This window comes from Actinoplanes derwentensis (genome assembly GCF_900104725.1).
Lineage (GTDB): Bacteria > Actinomycetota > Actinomycetes > Mycobacteriales > Micromonosporaceae > Actinoplanes > Actinoplanes derwentensis.
On record NZ_LT629758.1, the window covers coordinates 5,255,997 to 5,276,487 of the forward strand.

Consider the following 20,491-nt stretch of genomic DNA (forward strand, 5'->3'; position numbering starts at 1 on the left):
CGCCGGGTGCGCGACGGTTGCCGGTCAGGATCCTTACAGTGAGGCGGCGAGTTTCTGCAGGGCGTCCCGGGCGCCGGTGGTGAGCGGGACGCCGTGACCGGGAAGGATCGCCCGCACGTCGAGGGTGGCCATCTTCCGCACCGACCGGGCGGCCTCGGCCTGATCGGCGGTGTGCTCCGGGGCCGAACCCGCCAGTCCGTCCTGATTGCGCAGGGCGTCGCCGCTGACCAGCACACCGGTGGCCGGTTCGAAGATCGAGACGTGACCGGCGGTGTGCCCGGGCGTACCGATGATCTGCAGTCCGAAGATCTCGTCGCCGTCCTTGACCGCCTGTAGCCTCCGGCCGCCGCCGGGGTCGGCGATGTCCGCCACGTCGGCTTGCCCGGCGTACAACGCGGCGCTGGTCAGCGGCAGCATGTCGGTGAGCCCGCCCGCGTGGTCCTGATGCTGGTGGGTGAGGATCACGTGTTTGACCGCGGACCAGCCCAGGCCGGCGGCCTTCAGCCCGGCTTCCACCGAGCCGGCCGAGCCGGGGGTGCCGGTGTCGACCACTGCCACCTCACCGCCGCGGACCAGCAGGTAGACGGAGACGAAGTCGAGGTTGACGCGCTGCCAGTCACCGGTGACCACGTCCGGGCCGGCGGCGGCCGGTTCCGGGTTGCCGGTGGGAGACGGAGTGGATTGCTGGGTACGCGAACAGGCGGTCAGCGTGTTGAGGACGGTCACCCCGAGCACACCGGAGCCCGCGGTGAGCAGTAGTCGTCGATTCATCCTTCATCGATAGCGCGTTTCGTCCGGGACGGGGCGGGCACTGCGGAGTTCGTGGCCTTTCCTGAACCGCCGGTTCCGGTGATCGACGCGATCGTGGCCGAGTATCCCGGTTACCGGCCACTGATGCTCGACCTGTTCCGGCCCGACGCCGCGGGCCCGTTTCCCCTGGTGATCTGGGTGCACGGCGGCGCCTGGCGGTTCGGCACCAACAAGTACGACGGGCCGCAGCTCGCCCCGGCCGGCATCGGGGACCGGATCGTCGCCGGTGGTTACGCGCTGGCCCGGGTCACCTACCGGCTCAGTGGTGAGGCCACGTTCCCGGCTCCCCTGGACGACGTCAAGGCGGCGGTTCGCTGGCTGCGGCGGCACGCGACCGAACTGGGGCTGGACGAGCGGCGGTTCGCAATCTGGGGCGAGTCGGCCGGTGGGCACCTGGCCACGCTGGTGGCTCTCACCGGGGACGATCCGGCCGAGGCGGTCCGGGCCGGGATCATCTGGTACGGGCCGAGTGACCTGCTCACCATGGCGGCCCAGAACCATCCGGAGGGTCTGCAGGACCACGATGCGCCGGAGTCACCGGAGAGCAGGCTGGTCGGTGGGCCCGTACAAGATCTGGCGAAGGAGTCAGCGGCCGCGAGCCCGGTCAACTATGTCTCCCCGGACGCGCCGCCGCTCCTGATCGTGCACGGTGACCAGGACCGGGTCGTTCCCTGCGGGCAGAGCCGGGAGTTGTACGGCCGTCTCACCGCTGTCGGCGCCCCGGCCGAACTGCGTCTCGTTCCCGGAGCCGACCACTGCTTCGTCGGCGCCGACCTGGCCCCGCTGGTCCAGGAAGGCCTCGACTTCCTGAACCGCTCACTCCCCGTCATCTGAGCGGGACGCGCCGGAGCCGGTCGGCGGCGGCCCGGGCCGTGTTGATCGCCGGGCGGGCCGCGGTGAACGAGGCCACCGCCGCGGTCAGGTCACCGGCGCGGGCGTCGGCCTCGACCCGCCCGCAGGCGGCGGCCGCGTCGGCGGCGCCCAGGTTCGCGAGCACCCCCAACAGCTGGTGCGATTCGGCGCGCAGCAGGTCGGCGTCGTCGAAGGCGAGGGCCTGCTGCATCCGGTCCAGATGTTCGGGGATCTTGCCGGAGAGGGTGACGAGCAGTCCGGCCAGCGCGTCGGCGGTGGCTGCCGGGTCGGGTCCGCGCAGCTGGTCGAGGCGTTTCTCGATCTGGGCGGCCACTCCGGCCATCTCACTGCCGGGGGCCGGCCGGGCCCAGCGGCTCAGCATCCGGGCCACGTCGGCCGGGATGAGCGGCTTGGCGACGTGCTCGTCCATGCCGGCGGCCATGCAGCGGGCCCGGTCCTCGGCCAGGGCGCTCGCGGTCAGCGCGATGATCGGCACGTGCCGGCCGGGTGGTTCGCGGCGGCGGATCTCGGCGGTGGCCTGGTAGCCGTCCATCTCCGGCATCAGGCAGTCCATCAGGATCGCCTGGTAGTCGTACTGGGACGCGAACTCGACCGCTTCCCGGCCGTGGACCGCCACGTCGGCGGTCCAGCCCAGGTTCGCCAGGATGCCCAGCGCGACCGTACGGTTGATCTCGTTGTCCTCGACCAGCAGCAACCGGCCCCGGACCGGCGGGTTCTCGCTGGCCGCGCCCGGCCAGCAGTCGGCGGCCGGTTCGCTGAGCACCCCGACCAGTGCGTCGTAGAGCTGGGACTGTCGCAACGGTTTGGCGAAGGCGGCCGACACCCCTTCCCGGCCGGCGCCATCGGGCAGGTGCTTCGGGTCCTCGGCGAGCAGGATGGTCTTCGGGGCCGGGCAGCCGGGCGGGGTGATCGCCAGGGTGTCCGCGGGCTCGGTGTGCTGGTCGACGATGAGCAGGTCGATCGGCCGGCCGGCGGCGGCGGCGGCGGTCAGGACCGCGACCGCCCCGATCGTGTCAGGCACCCCGACGGCGTCCATCGACCAGGCGCTGAGCTGCTCGGCGAGGGCGGCGCGGTCGGCGTCGTCACGGTCCACGATCAGGACCCGCAGGCCGTCCAGCGAGTGCCGGTCGGAAAGGTTCAGGTCGTCGCGGGCGATCCGCAGGGTGGCGGTGAACCAGAAGGTGCTGCCCTGGCCCGGTTCGCTCCGCACGCCGATCCGGCCGCCCATCAGCCCGACCAGGTCCCGGCTGATGGCCAGGCCCAGTCCGGTGCCGCCGAACCGCCGGGTGGTGCCGGCGTCGGCCTGGATGAACGCCTCGAACAACTTCTCCCGTTGGTGTTCGCCGATGCCGATGCCGGTGTCGTGCACCTCGAACCGCACCGGCACCTCCTCCGGCCCGTGCTCGCGGGTGGTGTCCAGCCTCGCGGTGACGGTGACCCGGCCGTCCGGGGTGAACTTGACCGCGTTGCCGGCCAGGTTGAGCAGCACCTGGCGCAGTTTGGCCGGATCACCGCAGACGGTCGTGGGCAGCCGCGGGTCGCAGGAACCGGTGACGGTGAGCCCGTCGTGGGTGTCCGGTGGGGCGACCAGTGACACCACGTCGTCGATCAGCTGGCGGAGCTGGAAGTTCGCCTCCTCCAGCAGTACTTTTCCGGCCTCCAGTTTGGAGAAGTCGAGGATGTCGTTGATCACCGAGAGCAGCGCGGACCCGGCGGAACCGATGCCCTCGGTGTACCGGCGCTGGCGTTCGTCGAGTTCGGTGCCGAGCAACAGCCCGGTCAACCCGATGACACCGTTCATCGGGGTGCGGATCTCGTGGCTCATCGACGCGAGGAACTGTGACTTCAGAGCGGCCGCCGCCAGGGCCTGGTCCCGGGCCTCGGACAGCGCCTGCGCGGTCTGCCGCCGGGTGGTGATGTCGCGGACGAAGCCGTGGAAGTGCGGCCCGTCGTGGTGGCGCAGTCGCCACATGGTCAGTTCGACCGGGATCTCGTGGTCGTCGCGGTGCGTGGCGGCCATCTCGGTGGGCCGGTCGAGCAGCCATTCCAGCCGGCTGCCGAGCAGTCGTTCCAGGGCGGCCCGGTAGCGAGCCGGCAGGATGGTGCCGGCCACGCTCTGGCCGAGGATCTCCTCGCGGGTCCAGCCGAAGACCTGTTCGGCCTGCCGGTTCCACTCGGTGACCTGCCCGGTGCCGTCCATGGTGAAGAAGGGGTCGCTGGCCGCCTGCATGATCATTTCGAGCTGTTCGCGCTCGACGCGGCGGCGCTGGTCGGCCTGGACCCGGGCGGTGATGTCGTGCGCGACGGTGGAGATGCCGATCACCGCGTCGTCGGTGTCGTGGATCGGGGCCATGCTCAGCGACACTTCGATGATCGTGCCGTCCTTGCGCTGGCGCCGGGTCTCGTACCGGCTGAGGGCACGGCCGCTGAGCACCCGGCGGAGCAGGCGGCGCTCCTCGCCGGGGCGGTCGGCGGGCAGCAGTCGGTTCACGTCGCTGCCGACCATCTCGACGGCGGTCCAACCGTACAAGCGCTCGGCTCCGGGGTTCCAGGTCTTGATCTCACCGTCCGGGGACTTGCCGACGATCGCGTCCTGGGAGGCCTCGACGATGGCGGCGAGGCGGGCGTTCTCCAGCGCCTCCGAGCGCCAGGCCGCCTCCGCCCAGGCCACCGCCCGGCGGGTCCGGCGGGTGGCCAGCACCGCGGTACCGCCGAGGGCCACTCCGGCCAGCAGATACACGGCCCCGCGCAGCAACACGCCACCCCCGGCTGGATCCGAATCCGATTCAGCATCAACCTACCTGCGACCTTCTTCTGCTTTAGCCTTATTACGGACATAGCACCCGGCGACGTAAGCAGAGGAGACCCCGTGGCGACAGTGATGGTCGTCGACGACGTGGCGGCCAACCGGGACATCGTGCGCATGCTGCTCGGTTTCCGGGGGCACGACGTCATCGAGGCCCACGACGGGGCCGAAGCGCTCCTGCTGGCCCACGCCCACCATCCCGACGTGGTGGTCTCCGACGTCCTGATGCCCGGCATCGACGGCCTGGAACTGGTCCACCGGCTGCGCGCCGACCCCGACCGGGAGGCCGCGCAGGCCCCGGTGATCTTCTACACCGCCAACTACCTCGAACCCGAGACCCGGCCGATCGCCGAAGCCTGCGGTGTCAGCCAGGTGGTGCTGCGTTCCCAGGACCCGGACGCCCTGCTCGACGCGATCGACACCGCCCTGGCCGGCGGCCCGGTGGACATCAGCGCCACCGCCGACGAGGAGTTCGCCCAGACCCACCTGCAGACGGTCAACGCCAAACTGATCGAGAAGGTCCGGAAACTGCACGACACCGAGCGGCTCTTCGAGGCGATGGCCGTGGCCTCACCGGTCGGCATCGGGATCATCGACCGGCACGGCAACGCCGACTACGTCAACCCGCGGCTCGCCGAGATCGTCCAGCGCCCGATCGACCAGCTCGTCGACCAGGGCTGGCTGAGCTGTCTCGGCGAAGCCGCCCAGGTCGCCGCGCTCGGGCTCCTGCGCGGCGCCGGCGACGTCACCGAACTCCGCTTCACCCACCGGGTCACCTGGGCCGACGGCAGCGTCCGCTCGCTGCGTGTGCACCTGCGGCAGACCCACGACGAGGACGAGGGCCTCAGCGGCGGGGTGCTGATGGTCGACGACGTCACCGACGTGACCCAGGCCGAGGCCCGGCTGCTGGAGGAGACCCGCCGCCGGGAGGACGACGCCCGGCACCGCGACGCCGAACGGCTCGACAGCCTGCGCCGGATGGCCGGTGGGACCGCCCACGACTTCAACAACATCCTCGGTGCGATCCTCGGCTACACCAACCTCGCCATCGAGTCGATCAACGACGGCAGCGAGAACGGCACCATCCCGGCCGACATCGTGGAAGCCCTGCTCGGCGACCTGAACCAGGTGGTCAAGGGCGGCGAGCGGGCCCAGACCCTGACGCAGAAACTGCTCGCCTTCGGCCGCCGGGAAGTCAACAAGCCGATCGAGATCGACGTCAACGCGCTGCTCCGCGACAACGAGGACTCCCTCGGCGCGGCCGCCGGGCCGCACACCGATCTGATCCTGCGACTGGCACCCGGCTCCCCGAAAGTGAAGGCCGACCCGGCCCAGCTCGCGCAGGTGCTGCACAACCTGGTCCGCAACAGCGGCGACGCGATGCCCGACGGCGGCCCGGTCACCATCTGCACCGAGATCCGCGGCGACCGTCTCGTCATCGACGTCCGCGACACCGGCACCGGCATGCCGCAGGACGTGCTCGACCGGGTCTTCGAACCGTTCTTCAGCACCAAGTCGACCACCGGCACCGTCGGGCTCGGCCTCTCCACCGCGCACGGCATCGTCAGCCAGGCCGGCGGCCTGATCACCCTGGAGTCCGAGGTCAGCCGGGGCACCACCGTCACCATCGACCTTCCGGCCGTCGCGGGCAGCGCTCCCCCGCTGGCCGTGGCACCACCACCGCCTACGACGGCCGCTCCGGAGAAGGGCGGCGGGGAGACCCTGCTGCTCGTCGACGACGAGGACGCCGTTCTGCAGGTCACCGCCCGGATGCTCGGCGGCGCCGGTTACCGGGTCCTGACCGCCCCCGACGCGGCCGAGGCCCTGCGCCTGCTCGAACGGCACGGCGGCGAGGTGGCGGCCCTGGTCACCGACGTGATGATGCCCGGCATGGACGGTCGGCAGCTGGCCCGGATCGCGTCCGGCCGACGGCCCGACCTGTGCGTGGTGTTCGTCTCCGGCTTCGCCGAATCGCTGCTCGACGAGCACGGCAACAATCTGGAGCCCGGCTCGACCATCCTGCCCAAACCCTTCGACCGGGAGAAGCTGGTCACCACGGTACGAACCGCGCTCGGAGCCGCCCAGCGCGCCTGACGGCTTGATCTGCCCGTGACCACTGTCGATTAGAGTTCCTGGCCCGCCGCCCACGACCTCCGAGGAGGCCTGGTGTCCACCGCCAGTGACCGCCAGCCGACAGTACGGTTGCCGCGACAACCATTACCCACACACGACGTCATCACGCCACCACCGTCCGAGACGCCGTCGGCCGGACGGGGACGGCGGCGCCTGCTCATCGGCGCTCTCACCGTTGTGACGCTGGCCGCAGGCCTCGGCGGGGTGGCCGTCTACGCCCTGCACGGTGACATCCCGCGCGGCACCACCGTGCTCGGCACCGACGTCGGCGGCCTGACCCGCGCCGAAGCCGCCGACACGATCCGCACCCGTCTCGCCGCCGACCCGCGGACCACCACCGCCGTCGACATCCAGGTCGAAGGACGCGGCGCCACCCTGCGGCCCGCCGACATCGGCCTCACCGTCGACGTGGACGCCACGGTCGACAACGCAGCGGCGGGCCGGCCCTTCTTCGGCGGCCACGCCGTCGCCCCGGTGGTGTCCGTCGACGCCGGTCTACTCGACGCGGCCCTCACCGAGGCCGTCGGCGACGTCGGCACCGCGATGACCGCCCCGGCCGTCACCTTCAGCGGGCTCACCCCGAAAGCCGTGCACCCGGAACCGGGCCGCGGACTCGACCCGCAGACCACCGCCGACACCGTCACCGCGGGCTGGCTCACCGGCGCGCCGATCATCGTGCCGCTCGTCGAGACCCACGCCGTCACCACCGCCGCCGACGTGGACCGCCTGGTCACCACCGTCGCCGAACCGGCCGTCGCAGCGCCGATCACCATCACCTCCGACGCCGGCACCCTCACCGTTCCACCGGCCGCCATCGCCAGGAGCCTGGTGCTCACCGCCGACCAGACCGGGCTGATCACGCCACGGATCGACGCCGGGAGACTGCGAGCCGCCGTCAAGACCCGACTGGCCAAGATCGAGGTGGCGGCCCGCGACGCGACATTCACGTTCGCGTCCGGCAAGCCCAGGATCGTGGCGGGCAAGGACGGCCGAGGGCTCGACCTGGTCGCGATGGCCCCGGCCCTGCTCGCCGCTGCACAGAGCAGCGACGCCCGTACCGTCCAAGGCACCCTGACCGCCGCCGCCCCCGCCACCGGCGCCGCCGACCTGCAGAAACTCGGCGTCACCGAGAAGGTCTCCACCTTCACCACGAAGTTCCCCGGCGGCCTGTCGTCGTCGCGCAGCCAGAACATCATCACCGCCGCCAAACACGTCCGCGGCGCGCTGGTGCTGCCCGGCAAGACGTTCTCGCTGAACAAGTTCACCGGCGAACGAAGCTACGCACAAGGCTACAAAGACGCCCCGGTCATCGTCGGCGGGCACCTGCAGCCCGGCGTCGGCGGCGGCGTCTCCCAGTTCACCACCACACTGTTCAACGCCACCTATTACGCCGGGCTCCAGGACGTCGAGCACAAGCCGCACTCCTACTACTTCGACCGCTATCCGGCCGTCATCGAATCCACCATCTTCTGGCCCGATCTCGACTTCAGGTTCAAGAACGACAGCCCACACGGCGTCCTCATCGACACCGCCTGGACCAGCAGTTCGATCACCGTCTCGGTGTGGAGCACCAAGGTCTGGGACAAGGTGACCACCGAGTGGAGCGACCGCCGCAACATCACCTCACCGTCCACCATCACCAAACCGGACGGCCCCAACTGCATCTCCACCAGCGGCCTGATCGGCTTCACCCAGGACGCGTGGCGCCTCTTCCACAAGGACGGAAAGGTGGCGAAGCGCGAGAAGTTCACCTGGAAATACGACCCGGAGCCCCGTTTCGTCTGCTCGCCCCCGGACTGAGTCACGGCCCTTCGAGGGGTGTTGATCGAAACTTGGGGATTCGCTGGAACTTCGGTGGGGGTTGTGGCGACTAACGGGCGTTCCCTCGTACGGGGGAGAGAACGAGCTTTGGGAAGAAGATGCTGACTCGTACTGTCGTCGCTGTCGCGGCGCTCGCCCTGACCACCCTCGCCGGCTGTGGTTCCGCCGACGACAGCACCGCCTCGTCGGCCGCCCCGGCGGTGTCGTCGGCGGCCGCCCCCGCGGCGGCGGCCGCTGCTCTGACGGTGCGGGACCCGTGGGTGAAGGCTGCCGACACCGGTATGACGGCGGCGTTCGCGACGCTGGTGAACAACAGCGGGGCCGATGTGACGATCGAGTCGGCCACCTCGCCGACCTCGCCGATCGAGCTGCACACCATGACGATGAAGGACGGCGCGATGGTGATGGAGCCGAAGGAGGGCGGCTTCGTGATCAAGGCCGGTGCCACGCACGAGCTGGCGCCGGGCGGCGACCACCTGATGCTGATGAAGCCGGCCGCCGCGGTCAAGCCGGGTGACGAGTTGTCGTTCACGTTGAAGCTGACCAGTGGTGACACGGTCGCGTTCACCGCGGTGGCGAAGCCGTTCGCCGGTGCTCAGGAGAGCTACGACCCCGGCATGAGCATGCCGTCGGAGTCGGCGGGCGCCCACAAGTGACGGTCAGCCGCCGGGTTCTGCTGACCGGAGGTGCGGTGGCCGGCTTGGGCACGGCTGCCGCGGCCGGTTACCTCTCCGCACCTCCGGCCGCACCGGCTCCGGCAGCCGCGGCGGCGGTTCCGGTCGCCGACTTCCAGGACATCGGTACGGGTGTGCTGCCCTTCTACGGCAAACGGCAGTCCGGCATCACCGACGAACCACCGGCGCACGGCACGTTCGTGGCGCTGACCCTGGCGAAGGGCACCGACCGGGTCGCCCTGGGAAAGTTGATGCGGCTGCTCACCGACGACGCCGCCCGCCTGACCCGGGGCGAGCCGGCACTCGGTGACACCGACGCGGAGCTGGCCGTGCATCCGGCCCGGTTGACCGTGACGTTCGGGTTCGGCCCCGGCCTCTACCGGGCCGCCGGGCTGAAATCACCGGTCAGTGATCTGCCGGTGTTCTCGATCGACCGCCTCCAGGATCGGTGGAGCGGCGGCGACCTGGTGATCCAGATCTGTTCCGACGACGCGCTCACCGTCACGCACACCCAGCGCATGCTGATCAAGGATGCCCGGCCGTTCGGGGCGATCCGCTGGGTGCAGCGCGGGTTCCGGCGCAGTGCCGGCGTGCACAAGGCCGGGTTCACCCAGCGCAACGTGTTCGGTCAGCTGGACGGGACGGCCAACCCGCGGGACGCCGAGATGGAGACCGCGGTCTGGAACGCCGACCACACCACCCAGCTGGTGGTCCGCCGGGTCCGGACCGACATCGAGACGTGGGACCTGCTGAGTGTCGGCGACAAGGAGAACTCGACCGGGCGCCGGATGGTGTCCGGGGCGCCGCTGACCGGCGAGGCCGAGCACGACGAGCCGGACTTCACCAAGCTCGACTCCACGGGGCTGCCGGTGATGGCCGGTTTCTCGCATGTGACCAGGGCGCACGTGACCGACCCGGCGTTGAAGATCCTGCGGCGGCCGTTCAACTACGACGACGCCCCGGACGCGCAGGGCCGACCCGACAGCGGGCTGGTTTTCGCGTCGTACCAAGCTGACATCGTCCGGCAGTACCTCCCCATCCAACGTCGGCTAGCCGAGAAGGACCTGTTGAACGAATGGACAACACCGATCGGATCCGCGGTCTTCGCCATTCCTCCCGGCTGCGCCGAGGGTGGCTGGATCGGCGAGCGGATTCTGGCCTGACCCGAACCCTGACCCGAACCCTGCTGGCTCTGACGGCGATGCTGTTCGTGCTGGTGCCGGGCGCACCGGCATGGGCGCACAACGCGCTCGCCGAGGCCAGCCCGGACAAGAAGGCCACTCTGAAGCAGTCACCCAGCGAGGTGAAGCTGCGGTTCCTGCAGAAGCTCGACCCGGAGTACACCGTCATCGCGGTCAGTGACGCCGCGAAGCAGAAGGTGGCAACGTCGGACCCGAAGGTGGACGGCGCCACCAGTGTGGTGACCTTCGACGGGCCGCTGGCCAACGGCGTCTACACGGTCGCCTATCAGGTGGTCTCGACGGACGGCCACACGGTGAAGGGCTCGTACGAGTTCACCGTCGCGGACCCGTCGGCGATCGCATCCCCCACGCCTTCCCCCGAGGCCTCGACGGAACCCACCACGGTCGCCCCCACCACCAGCGCCCCGGCTGTCGCCGAGAAGTCCGTTGAATCGGATGACTCCGGCTCGACCGTCATCGGCGTCATCGTGGGGATCGTGGTGGCGGTGGCCGCCGTGGCCGGTTTCCTGTTCGTGAAGCGACGTAAAGCATGAGAGGTTCCCCCATGAAGCAGACAGCGCTGAAGCGCGCCGCCACCGTCACCGCAGTGGCGGCCGTGTTCGTGTTCGGCCTGGCCGGCCCGGTGGCCGCGCACGTGTCGGTCAACCCGGACACCGCCGTGCAGGGCGACTACTCCAAGGTCACGTTCCGGGTGCCGAACGAGAGCGACAGCGAGTCGACGAACAAGCTGGAGATCAACCTGCCGGTGGAGTCCCCGATCGGGTCGGTGTCGCTCAAGCCGGTGCCGGGCTGGACCGCTACCGCCGTGAAGTCGAAGCTGGCCACCCCGGTCAAGGTGCACGACAGCGAGATCACCGAGGCGGTCACGAAGATCACCTGGACGGCGGCCGCCGGTTCGGAGATCAAGCCGGGCACCTTCCAGGAGTTCGATCTGTCGCTCGGCCCGTTGCCGGCCACCGAGCAGATCGTCTTCAAGGCTTTGCAGACCTACACCGACGGTACGGTGGTCCGCTGGATCGACGAGCCCAGCACCGACGGCACCGAGCCGGAGAGCCCCGCCCCGGTCCTCAAGCTGACCGCCGCCGGGGCCGGGGAGAGCACCGCCGCCGCCCCGCCCGCCGAGGCGGTCGCCGCCGGTGAGGAGACCGGCGGCAATGGCTCCGCCTGGGGAATCGCGGGGCTGGTCGCCGGTCTGGCCGGCCTGGTCCTGGGTCTGCTCGCCTATCGCAAGGCCGCCGCTCCCGGCGCGTGACTCATCGATCGGGGCCGGCTGCAAGGCCGGCCTCGATCTCGTCCGGGGCCCGCATCCGCCAGGCGTCGGTGATCAGCTCGGTCAGCCGTTCGGGCGAAACTTTCTCCAGCCACACCATCACCAGTGGTAGTCCGTGGTAACCGGATGTGGTGAAGAACATCTCCGGCTCGCCGAGCAGCAGCGCCTGCTTCTCCGCCTCGTCCCCGACGAACAAAACCGCCACATCCGTACGGATCACTCGCGGTCTTCCGGGTAGACGTTCCGGATATGACCAGACGAATCCCCTCCCGCCGACCCGGAAGTCGAAACCGGCACTGTCGATCTCCTCGACCTGTGGCAGGGACAGGGCCAGGCGCCGCACGTCGTCAACGTCACTCACGGTGGCCATTCTGCAACATCTCTGTCATCTCATGTAGTAATCAATGCCTTGCCTACTGGCCAGCTAGGCTTCTATTCTCCGATCCAAGTAATAGGAATTCTCCCCTGCGTCCCTGGCGGTCGGCACATGCAGAAACTCCTCCTCCTCGCTCTGGTCGGACTCGGCGCCCAGCTGGTCGACGGCAGCCTGGGCATGGCCTACGGTGTGACCTCGACGACCCTCCTATTGGCGATCGGCACCAACCCGGCGGCCGCCTCGGCGACCGTTCACCTCGCCGAGATCGGCACCACGCTGGTCTCCGGCCTCTCCCACTGGCGGTTCGGCAACGTCGACTGGAAGGTCGTCTTCAAGATCGGCGTGCCGGGCGCGGTCGGCGCCTTCGCCGGAGCGACGTTCCTCTCCAGCATCTCCACCGAGACCGCGGCACCGCTGATGGCGATCATCCTGCTGGCCCTCGGCCTGTACGTGTTCCTCCGCTTCACCTTCCAGGGCCTGCCCAAGGGCCAGCTCGGCAAGCCGCTGCGCAAGCGGTTCCTCACCCCGCTCGGCCTGGTCGGCGGTTTCGTCGACGCGACCGGTGGCGGCGGCTGGGGCCCGGTCGGCACCCCGGCGATCCTGGCCAGCGGCCGTCTCGAACCCCGCAAGACGATCGGCTCGATCGACACCAGCGAGTTCCTGGTCGCGGTCGCCGCGAGCCTCGGTTTCCTCTGGGGCATCGGCAGCGAGAACATCGACTACGGCTGGGTCCTGGCCCTGCTGATCGGTGGAGTCATCGCCGCACCGGTCGCCGCCTGGCTGGTCCGGCACATCCCGCCGCGTGTCCTCGGTGCCGCGGTCGGTGGTGTCATCATCCTCACCAACACCCGCTCGCTGCTGCGCAGCGACTGGATCGACGCCCCGGACAACGTCCGCTACGCCTTCTACGGCGTCATCTACGTCGCCTGGGCGGCCGCGATCACCTACTCGGTGCTGCAGTACCGCAAGAACATCGCCGAGGAGCAGCAGATCATCGCCGAGGCCGAGGCGGCCGCCGGCGGTGACACCCCCGACGACAAGGACAAGGCCACCGTCGGAGCCTGACCACGACCACCCGGATGCCGGGGTTCCGCACGGGACCCGGCATAGGGTCAGTGGTCCGGAGTCCCCGGCGGCGCCATGATCCGCAGGGCGTTGGCGTCGACGGCGATCCGCAACGGGGTGGAGCCGCACGGTTCGCCGTCGACTTCGACGTGGGCCGGGCGGTCTGTCTCCAGCCACAGTTCACCGACCGCGATGAACGGACGTTCCCGCAGCGTACGGCGGTGTCCGGTCAGAGCGTTGCGAGCCGTCTCCCGGATCAGTTCCCGTTTCGGCGCCCCGCCCACCGGATAGGCCACCAGCAGCCGGTCGTCGGCGTGCGCGTCCGCGGTGATCGGCCGGCCGGCGTGGAAACCGCCGTTCGCCACGTACACCTGATGGGTGCTGAAGACGATCTCCTGACCCTCGGCGCGCAGGGTGGCTCGCAACGGCCGGTGCCGCGACAGCAGCCCGAGGGCGGTGATCGGGTAGGCGATCCGCCCGATCATCCGCTTCAGCCGGCTCGGCACGTTGATCATGATCTCGGCGGACAGCCCGATGCCGACGTGGTTGGTGAACGGCATGTCCCCCGCGACACCCAGGTCCACGTCGATGACCTTGCCGTCGACGAGCGTGGCCACCGCCTCGTCGAGATCGGGCGCGATGCCGACCGTACGCGCGAAGTTGTTCGTGGTCCCCAACGGCAGCAGCCCGAGAGCGATGTCCTGATGCGCCAGCATCCGCCCCGCCGTGCTGATCGTGCCGTCCCCGCCACCGGCCACCAGCAGATCCGGCTGGTGCGCCAGCGCGGCCCGCAGCGAGTTCTCCAGCTCGCCGGGACGGTCCACCGCGTATGCCCCGAGCAGCTGGAACCCGGCGTCGACCAGACGGGCGTGGGCGTCCGCATACAACTGGCGGCCCCGCCTCGACCGCGCGTTGACCACCAGCGCGGCCCTCCGCTCACGCCGGATGTCCTCGGTCAGCTCCTGCTTCGTCCGCACCGGCCGACCCTATCTGCTGGAGATCACGGAAAGACGAGGCGCACGGACGCATAACCCCGCAGCACGAAACCCGGATCGCGGACGGGTTCCGCGGCCGGTTCGAGCCGCGGCCCCTGATCGAGCAGCGCGCTGAGGGCGGCCTGGAGTTCGATCCGGGCGAGCGGCGCCCCCAGGCAGAAGTGCAGCCCCGCCCCGAAACTCATGTGCGGATTCGGGTCCCGTCCGGCGTCGAACCGTTCCGGCCGCTCGAAGACCGCCGGGTCCCGGTTGGCCGCGCCGAGCAACGCGGCGACCTCGGCACCGGCCGGCACGGTCACCCCACCCACTTCAAGATCCACAGCGGCGGTACGGACGAACAACTGCGACGGTGAGTCGAACCTCAGCATCTCCTCCACCGTGGACCCGATCAGCCTCCGGTCCGACCGCACCCGCGCCAGTTCGCCGGGATGCCCCAGCAGCGCCACCATCCCGTTCCCCAGCCCGTTCACCGAAGCCTCGTGACCGGCGTTGAGCAGCAGGATCGCCGACGCCACCAGTTCCTCGCCGGTGAGCCGGTCGGATCCGTCCCGCACCGAGACCAGGTGGCTGATCAGGTCGTCCCGGGGTTCGGCGGCCCGCTGGGCGGCGAGCCCGGCCATGTATTCGGCGAACTCACGGCACGCCTCGACCGCGGCGGCCTCGGTCTGCTCGGTGCGGCCCAGTTCGTACATCCGCACCATCGCCGCCGACCACGGCCGGAGCCGGTGCCGATCGGCGGCCGGAACCCCCAGCAACTCCGCGATGACACTGACCGCCAGCGGCTCGGCGAAGTCCGCCAGCAGGTCGAACTCGTCCCCCGCCGCGTCCAGCAGCCGCTTCGCCTCGGCCGCGACCGCCGGGCGCAGCCGCTCCACGTGCCCGCGGGCGAAGGCTTTCGCCACCAGCCCGCGCAGCCGGGTGTGCACCGGCGGCTCGTTCTCCATCATCTGATTGCGGTGCAGCGTGTTGAACGGCTCGAACACCTCGGCGGGCGTGGTGTCGCGCCAGAACCGTCCCAGCCGCCGGTCGCGCAGCACCGCGTCCACTGCGGCGTGCCCGGCCGCCAGCCACCGCCCGCTCGGCGGATGAAAGCTCACCGGGGCTCGCTCCCGGAGCCGGTCCAGCGCCGGATAGGGATCCGCGAGAAAACCCGGCTCCGCGAAGTCGATCTGCACCCCTGAACGCTATCGGCCCCGGGTGTCACGCGTGTTGCAACGACATCCGGTCCGCATCCGGTGCATATCTGCCAGGATGAATGATCGGTTCCGCCAGACACGAGAGACGAGGCACCTTCCGATGAGTGACTGGGACGACAAGATCATCGAAGAGTTCCGTGCCAACGCCGGTCACGTGGGCGGTCCGTTCGCCGGAGCGCCCATGCTGCTGGTGCATCATCAGGGCCGTAAGAGCGGGCGCGACTTCGTCAGCCCGATGATGTACCTGCCGCACGAGTCCGACAGTGACGTCGTCTACGTGTTCGCGTCGAAGGCGGGCGCCCCGGAGAACCCCGGCTGGTACCACAACCTGGTCGGCGCCGGTCAGGGCACGGTGGAACGCGGCACCGAGACCTACCCGGTCCAGGTGCGCGACGTGACCGGCGACGAACGTGACCGCCGGTACTCCGAGCAGGCCACCCTTTACCCCGGCTTCGCCGAGTACGAGAAGAAGACGGCCGGTATCCGGACGATCCCGGTCCTCGAACTGACCCGCCTGACCAACGGCTGAGCGGTTCAACGGGCCGCGAGGGCGGCGTGCCGGCCGTGCCGCCAGAGCGCGCCGGCCTCGGTGAACCCGGCGGCCCGGGCCGCGGCGGCGTGCCAGGACACCGCCGGGGTGAACTCGGCGGGTGGGCGGTCGCGGAAGATCTCCGCCCGGCGGCGCAGCAGGTCGCCGAATTCGGGGACCGCGGCGAGGACCGCCCACCACTGCGACCACGAGTCACCGGACGGGTCGGCCGGCGTGGCCAGGGCTCGCATCATCGCGGGCAGGCCGTCGTCGGGCATCACGTCGGCCACCACCAGCAGGCCGCCGGGGTGCAGGATCCGCCGGATCGCCGCGTAGAGGCAGCGGATCGCGGCCGGATCCAGGTAGTGGACCGTCATCACCGCGGTCACCAGGTGGTAGCCGGTTCCGGTGCGGGTGGGCCAGGACGGATCGGTCAGGTCGGCCTCGACCACCGTCACCGACGGGGGCACGGTCGCGGCGGCCAGGGCCAGCAGCACCGGGTCCAGGTCGGCGAGCGTCACCCGGGCCGACGGCCAGCGGGTGGCCAGCCGTTCGGCGAGCAGTCCGGGGCCGCCGCCCAGGTCGAGGATCCGGGCGGGTGGGCCGGTCAGGCGTTCGGCGGTGGTCATGATCGCCTGTTCGAGGTCGGGCAGGGCGGGGAGGAAACCGGCCATCACGGTGTTCCAGGCGGCGCGATGACCGGCCACTCCGGCGGGATGTGATGCGGTGGGCGGGGCGGTGGGTGGCATGGCTACCTCGGTGCGACTGGTTAGGAACGACAACCGTTTCTAACCAGTCGCGGACCTCGGTGGTCACGGTTCCGACGAATACCTCAATGGTCCAGGCGGGACAGGGCGTCCAGCAGGCGGTCCACCTCGTCGGGGGTGTTGTAGACGTGCAGGCTCACCCGTACCGACGCGGTCTTCTCGCCCTGGACGCCCTGGCAGTGGCCGTCCGCCCGGACCAGGAGGCCGTCGCCGGCCAGGATGAAGCCCAGGTCGTTGGAGCCGATCGAGTGGTGGCGGAACGTCACGATGCCGTGCCGTTGCTGGACCAGCGAGTCCGACGTCAGGCTGCGCTGGCAGCCCAGGATCTCGTAGGCGGGCATCTTGGCCAGGCCTTCGGTCAGGCGGATGCCCAGGGCCTGGTTCCACTCGGCGATCCGGGTCAGGTCGGCTTTCTCCAGCCAGTCCATCGCGGCGGCCAGGCTGATGATGCCGCTGGTGTTCGGGGAGCCCTGCCAGCCGGCCGGGGTGTAGGCGGGGCCGCGCTGGTTGCGGGCCCAGATGGCGCCGGTGCCGGGCAGAGCCATCGCCTTGTGGCCGGAGAAGACCACGAAGTCGACGTCGAGGTCGCGGACCGAGATCGGGATGTGGCCGAAGCTCTGCGCGGCGTCCAGACAGATCGGCACGCCGGGGGCGACCGCGCGCAGGCGCTGGACGTTCATGTCGTTGCCGTAGACGTGGTGCACGTGGGTGAGCGCGATCAGCCGGGTTCGCGGGGTGACGGTGAAACGGCGGTGGTCGTAGTCGTAGGCGGTGTCGTACGGAATGGCCCGCACCGCGACGCCGGACAGGGACGCCGCCTCCACCCAGGGCATGGTGTTGGCGTTGTGGTCGGCGAACGGCACCATGATCTCGTCGCCGTCGCGCAACTGAGGCAGCAGCCAGTCGCGCGCGACGGCCCGCAGCCCTTCGGTGGTGCCGCTGACGAACTGAACGGTGGACTGGTCCGGCAGCGGGTCGTCGAGGAAACTCTTGAGCCGGTCGCGGGCCTGGTCGATGCGGGTGGTGGTGCGGTTGGCCCACGGGTAGGTGCCCCGGGAGGCGTTGGCGTTCCCGGTGGTCAGGTAGGTGATCACGGTGTCCAGCACGGACTGCGGCTTCTGCGAGGTGGCGGCGCTGTCCAGGTAGGCGACGTCCGGGTTGGCCTCGATCATCGGGAACTGGTCACGCAGGGCACGCTGCCAGATGGCGAGGTCGTCGAGTGTGGTCATCATCAGTCCCGGACCAGTTCGAGGCCGGCGTCGCGCCAGGCGATGATGCCGCCGTCCAGGGAGCGGGCGTCGGGGTGGCCCATCCGGGTGAGCAGGGCGGCGTAGGCGGCCGAGCGCTCGCCGACCGGGCAGACCAGCAGCACCGGACGGCGACGGCTGAACGGCAGCCCGGCCTGGAGCATGTCGGCGAACACCTCGTCGGCGATGTTGATCGAGCCGTCGATGTGCAGAGCCTGGTAGGCGTAGGGGTTCCGGACGTCGATCACCAGGGCGTCGCGGGTGAAGGCAGGCGCGTCCAGAACGGAAACAGCTGGAAAGTCCGAGATATCGCCCAGGGAAGCGATGGTGTTCGGGCGCGGTGGGCGACCGAACAGAGCGGGACGCCGATCCCGCAGGTAACTGAGGTAGCTCTCCACCCGGTCACAGACGATGAAAACCGCGGACTTACGCGACGGAAGCGAAGCGTCGATCGTACGCAGGAAATGAAGTGCGCCCTGAAAAGCCCCGCCCCCGGTGGGACCCGCGAGGATCCCGCATCGCCGGACCAGGGCGAGCAGGCCGTCGATCGCCTCGTCGGCGCTGACCGGTTCGATGACGTCGTAGACGCTGGGTTCGAAGAGGCCGACCTCGTGCACCTCGTCGATGGTGCGGATACCGGGGATGAAGTCGTTCTTGGCCGCGACCAGCCCGATCACCCGGGTGTCCGGGTTCTGCTGGCGTAGCGCCCGGGCCACGCCGGTGGATGATCCGGCGGTCCCGACGCAGGCGATGAAGAAGTCCGGAGCGTTGCCGTCCAGATCCTTCACGATCTCCGCGCCGGTGCCGTTGACGTGGGCGTCCACGTTGAGCGGGTTGAAGTACTGGTCGGTGTGGACGTACCCGCCGCCGTCGGTGTCGAGCCGCTGGTACATCCGGGTGAGCGGGTCCTCGGTGTCGCTGGGGTCGAGGCATTCGGACCGGCCGGGCAGTTCGTCGATCTCGGCGCCGAGCAGGAGCAGCAGGTCCTTGATCTCGGGGACCCGCATCCGGTTGGTGACGCTGCGGAACTTCAGCCCGTGCATGCCGGCGATCATGGCGAGGGCTTTCGCGGTGTTGCCGCTGGAGAGTTCCACGACCGTGTCGCCTCGTTCGGCGGCGCCGGGCAGCAGGGGGCGGACCATGTTCCACGCGGCCCGGTCCTTGACCGAGCCGAACGGGTTGAGCAGTTCGAGCTTGGCGTAGAGGTCGATGTTGGCCAGGCCGTGCACCGCGGGTTCGATGCGCACCAGCGGGGTGTTGCCGATGGACTCGGTGATGTCGTCGAATCTCATGGGGGCTCCGAGGGCGGGTGGATGGGCCAATACTGTTCGTCGAGGCTCCATTGCCACGACCCGCCCGACCGGAAGGCGGCAACCTTCCGGCCGAGCGGTTGATGGAGGGCCGTGGTGGCCGTCAGGTCCATGAAGTAACCGGCCGCGTTCACGAAGGCGAGCAGATCGCCGGGTGCGGGCCGGGCCGGCAGGTGGACCTTGCGCCGGGTGATCAGGTCGGATTCCAGGCAGAGATTCCCTAGAAGATAGACGCCGACCGGGCCGAAATGAAAATCATTCCGCCTTATGAGTATCGGGTCCATCAGCACACCGTGCTCTTCCAGACCCACGTCGCGGGCGTTCAGCCCCAGCCTGACCAGGGTGTCGTCACCGTCGTCGCGGACTTCGAGCACCCGGGCGACGACCAGGCCGCAGTCGTCGAGCAGCGCCCGGCCGGGTTCGATGTCGAGGTCGTACATGTGGTCCAGCAGCAGCGACCCGAGCGCCGGCGTGCCGGTGCCGAGCAGCGCGTCCAGATAGTCCGCCCCGAACACCTTCCGGTACGCCGGATAGAGCGCGAGGGACCCGCGCAGCGTGCCGGACTCGGCGCGCAGACCGTAGCCGTAGCCGTTCCAGGTCATCGGCGGGCGGTTGCCGAGCACGGCCTGGGCCAGCTCGGACGTGTACCGCTCCCACTCCCCTTCGTCGGCCAGGTAACCGAGGCCGAACCCGCCGCCGGCGTCCAGCGTCCACGGCCGCAGCCCGCGGGTCCGGCAGCGCTCCAGAGCCGCCAGGCAGCCTTCGAGGGCGACCGCTTTCTCGGTCAGGGCCATGGTGTCCAGGTGGTAGGCGATCCCGGCCAGTTCGAGTTCCCGCTCGTGTTTCTGGATCAGGTCGAGCACCGCGTCGAACCCGGCGAACGGCACCCCGAACCGGCTGCGGCGGCTCATCACCCGGACCCCGGTGGTTTCAAAACCGGACAACCGGACCATTATCCGTACGCGGGGAAGGTCGTGTGCGGCCACCAGCGCCGCCAGCTCGGCCAGCTCGGCGGCCGAGTCCGCGTTCACGGTGACCCCGGCGCGAGCGGCCAGCCACAGATAGGCGCGATCCTTGGGCCCGGTGGCCATGATCCGGCCGGGGGCGAACCCGGCGCCGAGCGCGTGCTGCAACTCGCCGAGCGAGGCCACGTCGACCCCCGCGTCGGTGGCGGCCAACTCGCGCAACAGGGCGGCGGACCGGTTGGCCTTGTGCGCGAAGTGGACCCGCCCGCCCAGGCGATGTCGCCGGTGCACGGCACGGAAGGCCGCGACGTTGGCGTGCAGGGCCTGGGGCAGGACCACGTTGACCGGTGAACCGAGTCCGTTCACCAACTGTTTCAGCAGGTCACCTTCATCGAGCAGGGACTGCGTGACCGGCCCGATCCTCGGCGTCAGGGGGAGCACTCCCCCAAACT

At 70.1% G+C, this 20,491-nt stretch carries 18 protein-coding genes; 9 read left to right on the forward strand and 9 right to left on the reverse strand.

The genetic code is table 11. The annotated features are described in order from the left end of the window. Window positions 1-33: 33 nt before the first annotated feature. Window positions 34-771, reverse strand: coding sequence for an MBL fold metallo-hydrolase (locus tag BLU81_RS23210; RefSeq protein ID WP_092546595.1), 738 nt, complete (start codon window positions 769-771; stop codon window positions 34-36). A 51-nt stretch (window positions 772-822) separates the two neighbouring features. Here BLU81_RS23210 and BLU81_RS23215 point away from each other — a divergent pair, with 51 nt between their 5' ends. Continuing rightward, entirely contained in the window at window positions 823-1,644 is an 822-nt protein-coding gene (locus BLU81_RS23215) for an alpha/beta hydrolase (RefSeq protein WP_197686355.1), read from the forward strand. Here BLU81_RS23215 and BLU81_RS23220 read toward each other — a convergent pair. Then, window positions 1,637-4,438, reverse strand: coding sequence for a PAS domain S-box protein (locus BLU81_RS23220; RefSeq protein ID WP_157751757.1), 2,802 nt, complete (start codon window positions 4,436-4,438; stop codon window positions 1,637-1,639). The genes BLU81_RS23215 and BLU81_RS23220 overlap by 8 nt on opposite strands. 114 nt (window positions 4,439-4,552) lie before the next feature. Here BLU81_RS23220 and BLU81_RS23225 point away from each other — a divergent pair, with 114 nt between their 5' ends. From BLU81_RS23225 to BLU81_RS23250, 6 genes are all read left to right on the forward strand, one after another. After that, window positions 4,553-6,583 carry a hybrid sensor histidine kinase/response regulator gene (locus BLU81_RS23225; protein ID WP_231954721.1) on the forward strand — a complete coding sequence of 677 codons (2,031 nt, stop codon included), beginning with the start codon at window positions 4,553-4,555 and terminating at the stop codon, window positions 6,581-6,583. Window positions 6,584-6,655: 72 nt separating this feature from the next. Continuing rightward, entirely contained in the window at window positions 6,656-8,422 is a 1,767-nt protein-coding gene (locus BLU81_RS23230) for a VanW family protein (RefSeq protein WP_239135538.1), read from the forward strand. Between the two features lie 119 nt (window positions 8,423-8,541). Further along, window positions 8,542-9,099: a copper chaperone PCu(A)C gene (locus tag BLU81_RS23235; RefSeq protein WP_092546599.1), complete on the forward strand. Its 558-nt coding sequence runs from the start codon at window positions 8,542-8,544 to the stop codon at window positions 9,097-9,099. Then, window positions 9,096-10,280: a Dyp-type peroxidase gene (locus tag BLU81_RS23240; protein WP_092546600.1), complete on the forward strand. Its 1,185-nt coding sequence runs from the start codon at window positions 9,096-9,098 to the stop codon at window positions 10,278-10,280. Before BLU81_RS23235 ends, BLU81_RS23240 begins: the two co-directional genes overlap by 4 nt. A 38-nt stretch (window positions 10,281-10,318) precedes the next feature. Next, window positions 10,319-10,852 carry a copper resistance CopC family protein gene (locus BLU81_RS23245; protein WP_231954723.1) on the forward strand — a complete coding sequence of 178 codons (534 nt, stop codon included), beginning with the start codon at window positions 10,319-10,321 and terminating at the stop codon, window positions 10,850-10,852. 11 nt (window positions 10,853-10,863) lie between these two features. Continuing rightward, window positions 10,864-11,571, forward strand: coding sequence for a YcnI family copper-binding membrane protein (locus tag BLU81_RS23250; protein WP_092546602.1), 708 nt, complete (start codon window positions 10,864-10,866; stop codon window positions 11,569-11,571). A 1-nt stretch (window position 11,572) separates the two neighbouring features. Here the strand turns inward: BLU81_RS23250 and BLU81_RS23255 are convergent, their stop codons facing one another. Then, the gene (locus BLU81_RS23255) at window positions 11,573-11,950 is read right to left on the reverse strand and encodes an MmcQ/YjbR family DNA-binding protein (protein ID WP_092557521.1); all 378 of its coding nucleotides are present in this window, start codon (window positions 11,948-11,950) and stop codon (window positions 11,573-11,575) included. A gap of 126 nt (window positions 11,951-12,076) precedes the next feature. Here BLU81_RS23255 and BLU81_RS23260 point away from each other — a divergent pair, with 126 nt between their 5' ends. Further along, window positions 12,077-13,030, forward strand: a complete 954-nt coding sequence (locus BLU81_RS23260; protein ID WP_092546603.1) for a sulfite exporter TauE/SafE family protein — start codon at window positions 12,077-12,079, stop codon at window positions 13,028-13,030. Between the two features lie 47 nt (window positions 13,031-13,077). Here the strand turns inward: BLU81_RS23260 and BLU81_RS23265 are convergent, their stop codons facing one another. Both BLU81_RS23265 and BLU81_RS23270 read right to left on the reverse strand, forming a co-directional pair. Further along, on the reverse strand, window positions 13,078-14,007 hold the full coding sequence (locus BLU81_RS23265; protein WP_092546604.1) for a diacylglycerol/lipid kinase family protein: 930 nt from the start codon (window positions 14,005-14,007) through the stop codon (window positions 13,078-13,080). Between the two features lie 23 nt (window positions 14,008-14,030). Beyond that, complete coding sequence (locus BLU81_RS23270) at window positions 14,031-15,200, reverse strand: cytochrome P450 (protein ID WP_092546605.1); 1,170 nt, start codon at window positions 15,198-15,200, stop codon at window positions 14,031-14,033. Between the two features lie 121 nt (window positions 15,201-15,321). Here BLU81_RS23270 and BLU81_RS23275 point away from each other — a divergent pair, with 121 nt between their 5' ends. After that, window positions 15,322-15,750, forward strand: coding sequence for a nitroreductase family deazaflavin-dependent oxidoreductase (locus BLU81_RS23275; RefSeq protein WP_092546606.1), 429 nt, complete (start codon window positions 15,322-15,324; stop codon window positions 15,748-15,750). A gap of 5 nt (window positions 15,751-15,755) precedes the next feature. Here the strand turns inward: BLU81_RS23275 and BLU81_RS23280 are convergent, their stop codons facing one another. The 4 genes from BLU81_RS23280 to BLU81_RS23295 form a co-directional block, all read right to left on the reverse strand. Continuing rightward, window positions 15,756-16,499 (reverse strand): class I SAM-dependent methyltransferase, encoded by a 744-nt coding sequence (locus BLU81_RS23280; protein WP_092546607.1) that lies wholly within the window; start codon window positions 16,497-16,499, stop codon window positions 15,756-15,758. 83 nt (window positions 16,500-16,582) lie between these two features. Beyond that, window positions 16,583-17,749: an aminotransferase class V-fold PLP-dependent enzyme gene (locus BLU81_RS23285; protein ID WP_092546608.1), complete on the reverse strand. Its 1,167-nt coding sequence runs from the start codon at window positions 17,747-17,749 to the stop codon at window positions 16,583-16,585. Then, a complete protein-coding gene (locus BLU81_RS23290) occupies window positions 17,749-19,056 on the reverse strand; it encodes a pyridoxal-phosphate dependent enzyme (RefSeq protein ID WP_092546609.1) in 1,308 nt (435 codons plus the stop codon). The genes BLU81_RS23285 and BLU81_RS23290 overlap by 1 nt, the downstream gene beginning before the upstream one ends. Beyond that, a complete protein-coding gene (locus BLU81_RS23295) occupies window positions 19,053-20,480 on the reverse strand; it encodes a type III PLP-dependent enzyme domain-containing protein (RefSeq protein ID WP_092546610.1) in 1,428 nt (475 codons plus the stop codon). The genes BLU81_RS23290 and BLU81_RS23295 overlap by 4 nt, the downstream gene beginning before the upstream one ends. Between the last annotated feature and the right edge of the window lie 11 nt (window positions 20,481-20,491).

Bases quoted from the DNA above. Each gene is read 5' to 3' on its own strand.
- BLU81_RS23210 (WP_092546595.1), bottom strand. From the start codon at position 771: ATGAATCGACGACTACTGCTCACCGCGGGCTCCGGTGTGCTCGGGGTG.
- BLU81_RS23235 (WP_092546599.1), top strand. From the start codon at position 8,542: ATGCTGACTCGTACTGTCGTCGCTGTCGCGGCGCTCGCCCTGACCACC.
- BLU81_RS23245 (WP_231954723.1), top strand. From the start codon at position 10,319: ATGCTGTTCGTGCTGGTGCCGGGCGCACCGGCATGGGCGCACAACGCG.
- BLU81_RS23250 (WP_092546602.1), top strand. From the start codon at position 10,864: ATGAAGCAGACAGCGCTGAAGCGCGCCGCCACCGTCACCGCAGTGGCG.
- BLU81_RS23260 (WP_092546603.1), top strand. From the start codon at position 12,077: ATGCAGAAACTCCTCCTCCTCGCTCTGGTCGGACTCGGCGCCCAGCTG.
- BLU81_RS23275 (WP_092546606.1), top strand. From the start codon at position 15,322: ATGAGTGACTGGGACGACAAGATCATCGAAGAGTTCCGTGCCAACGCC.
- BLU81_RS23280 (WP_092546607.1), bottom strand. From the start codon at position 16,499: ATGCCACCCACCGCCCCGCCCACCGCATCACATCCCGCCGGAGTGGCC.
- BLU81_RS23285 (WP_092546608.1), bottom strand. From the start codon at position 17,749: ATGATGACCACACTCGACGACCTCGCCATCTGGCAGCGTGCCCTGCGT.
- BLU81_RS23290 (WP_092546609.1), bottom strand. From the start codon at position 19,056: ATGAGATTCGACGACATCACCGAGTCCATCGGCAACACCCCGCTGGTG.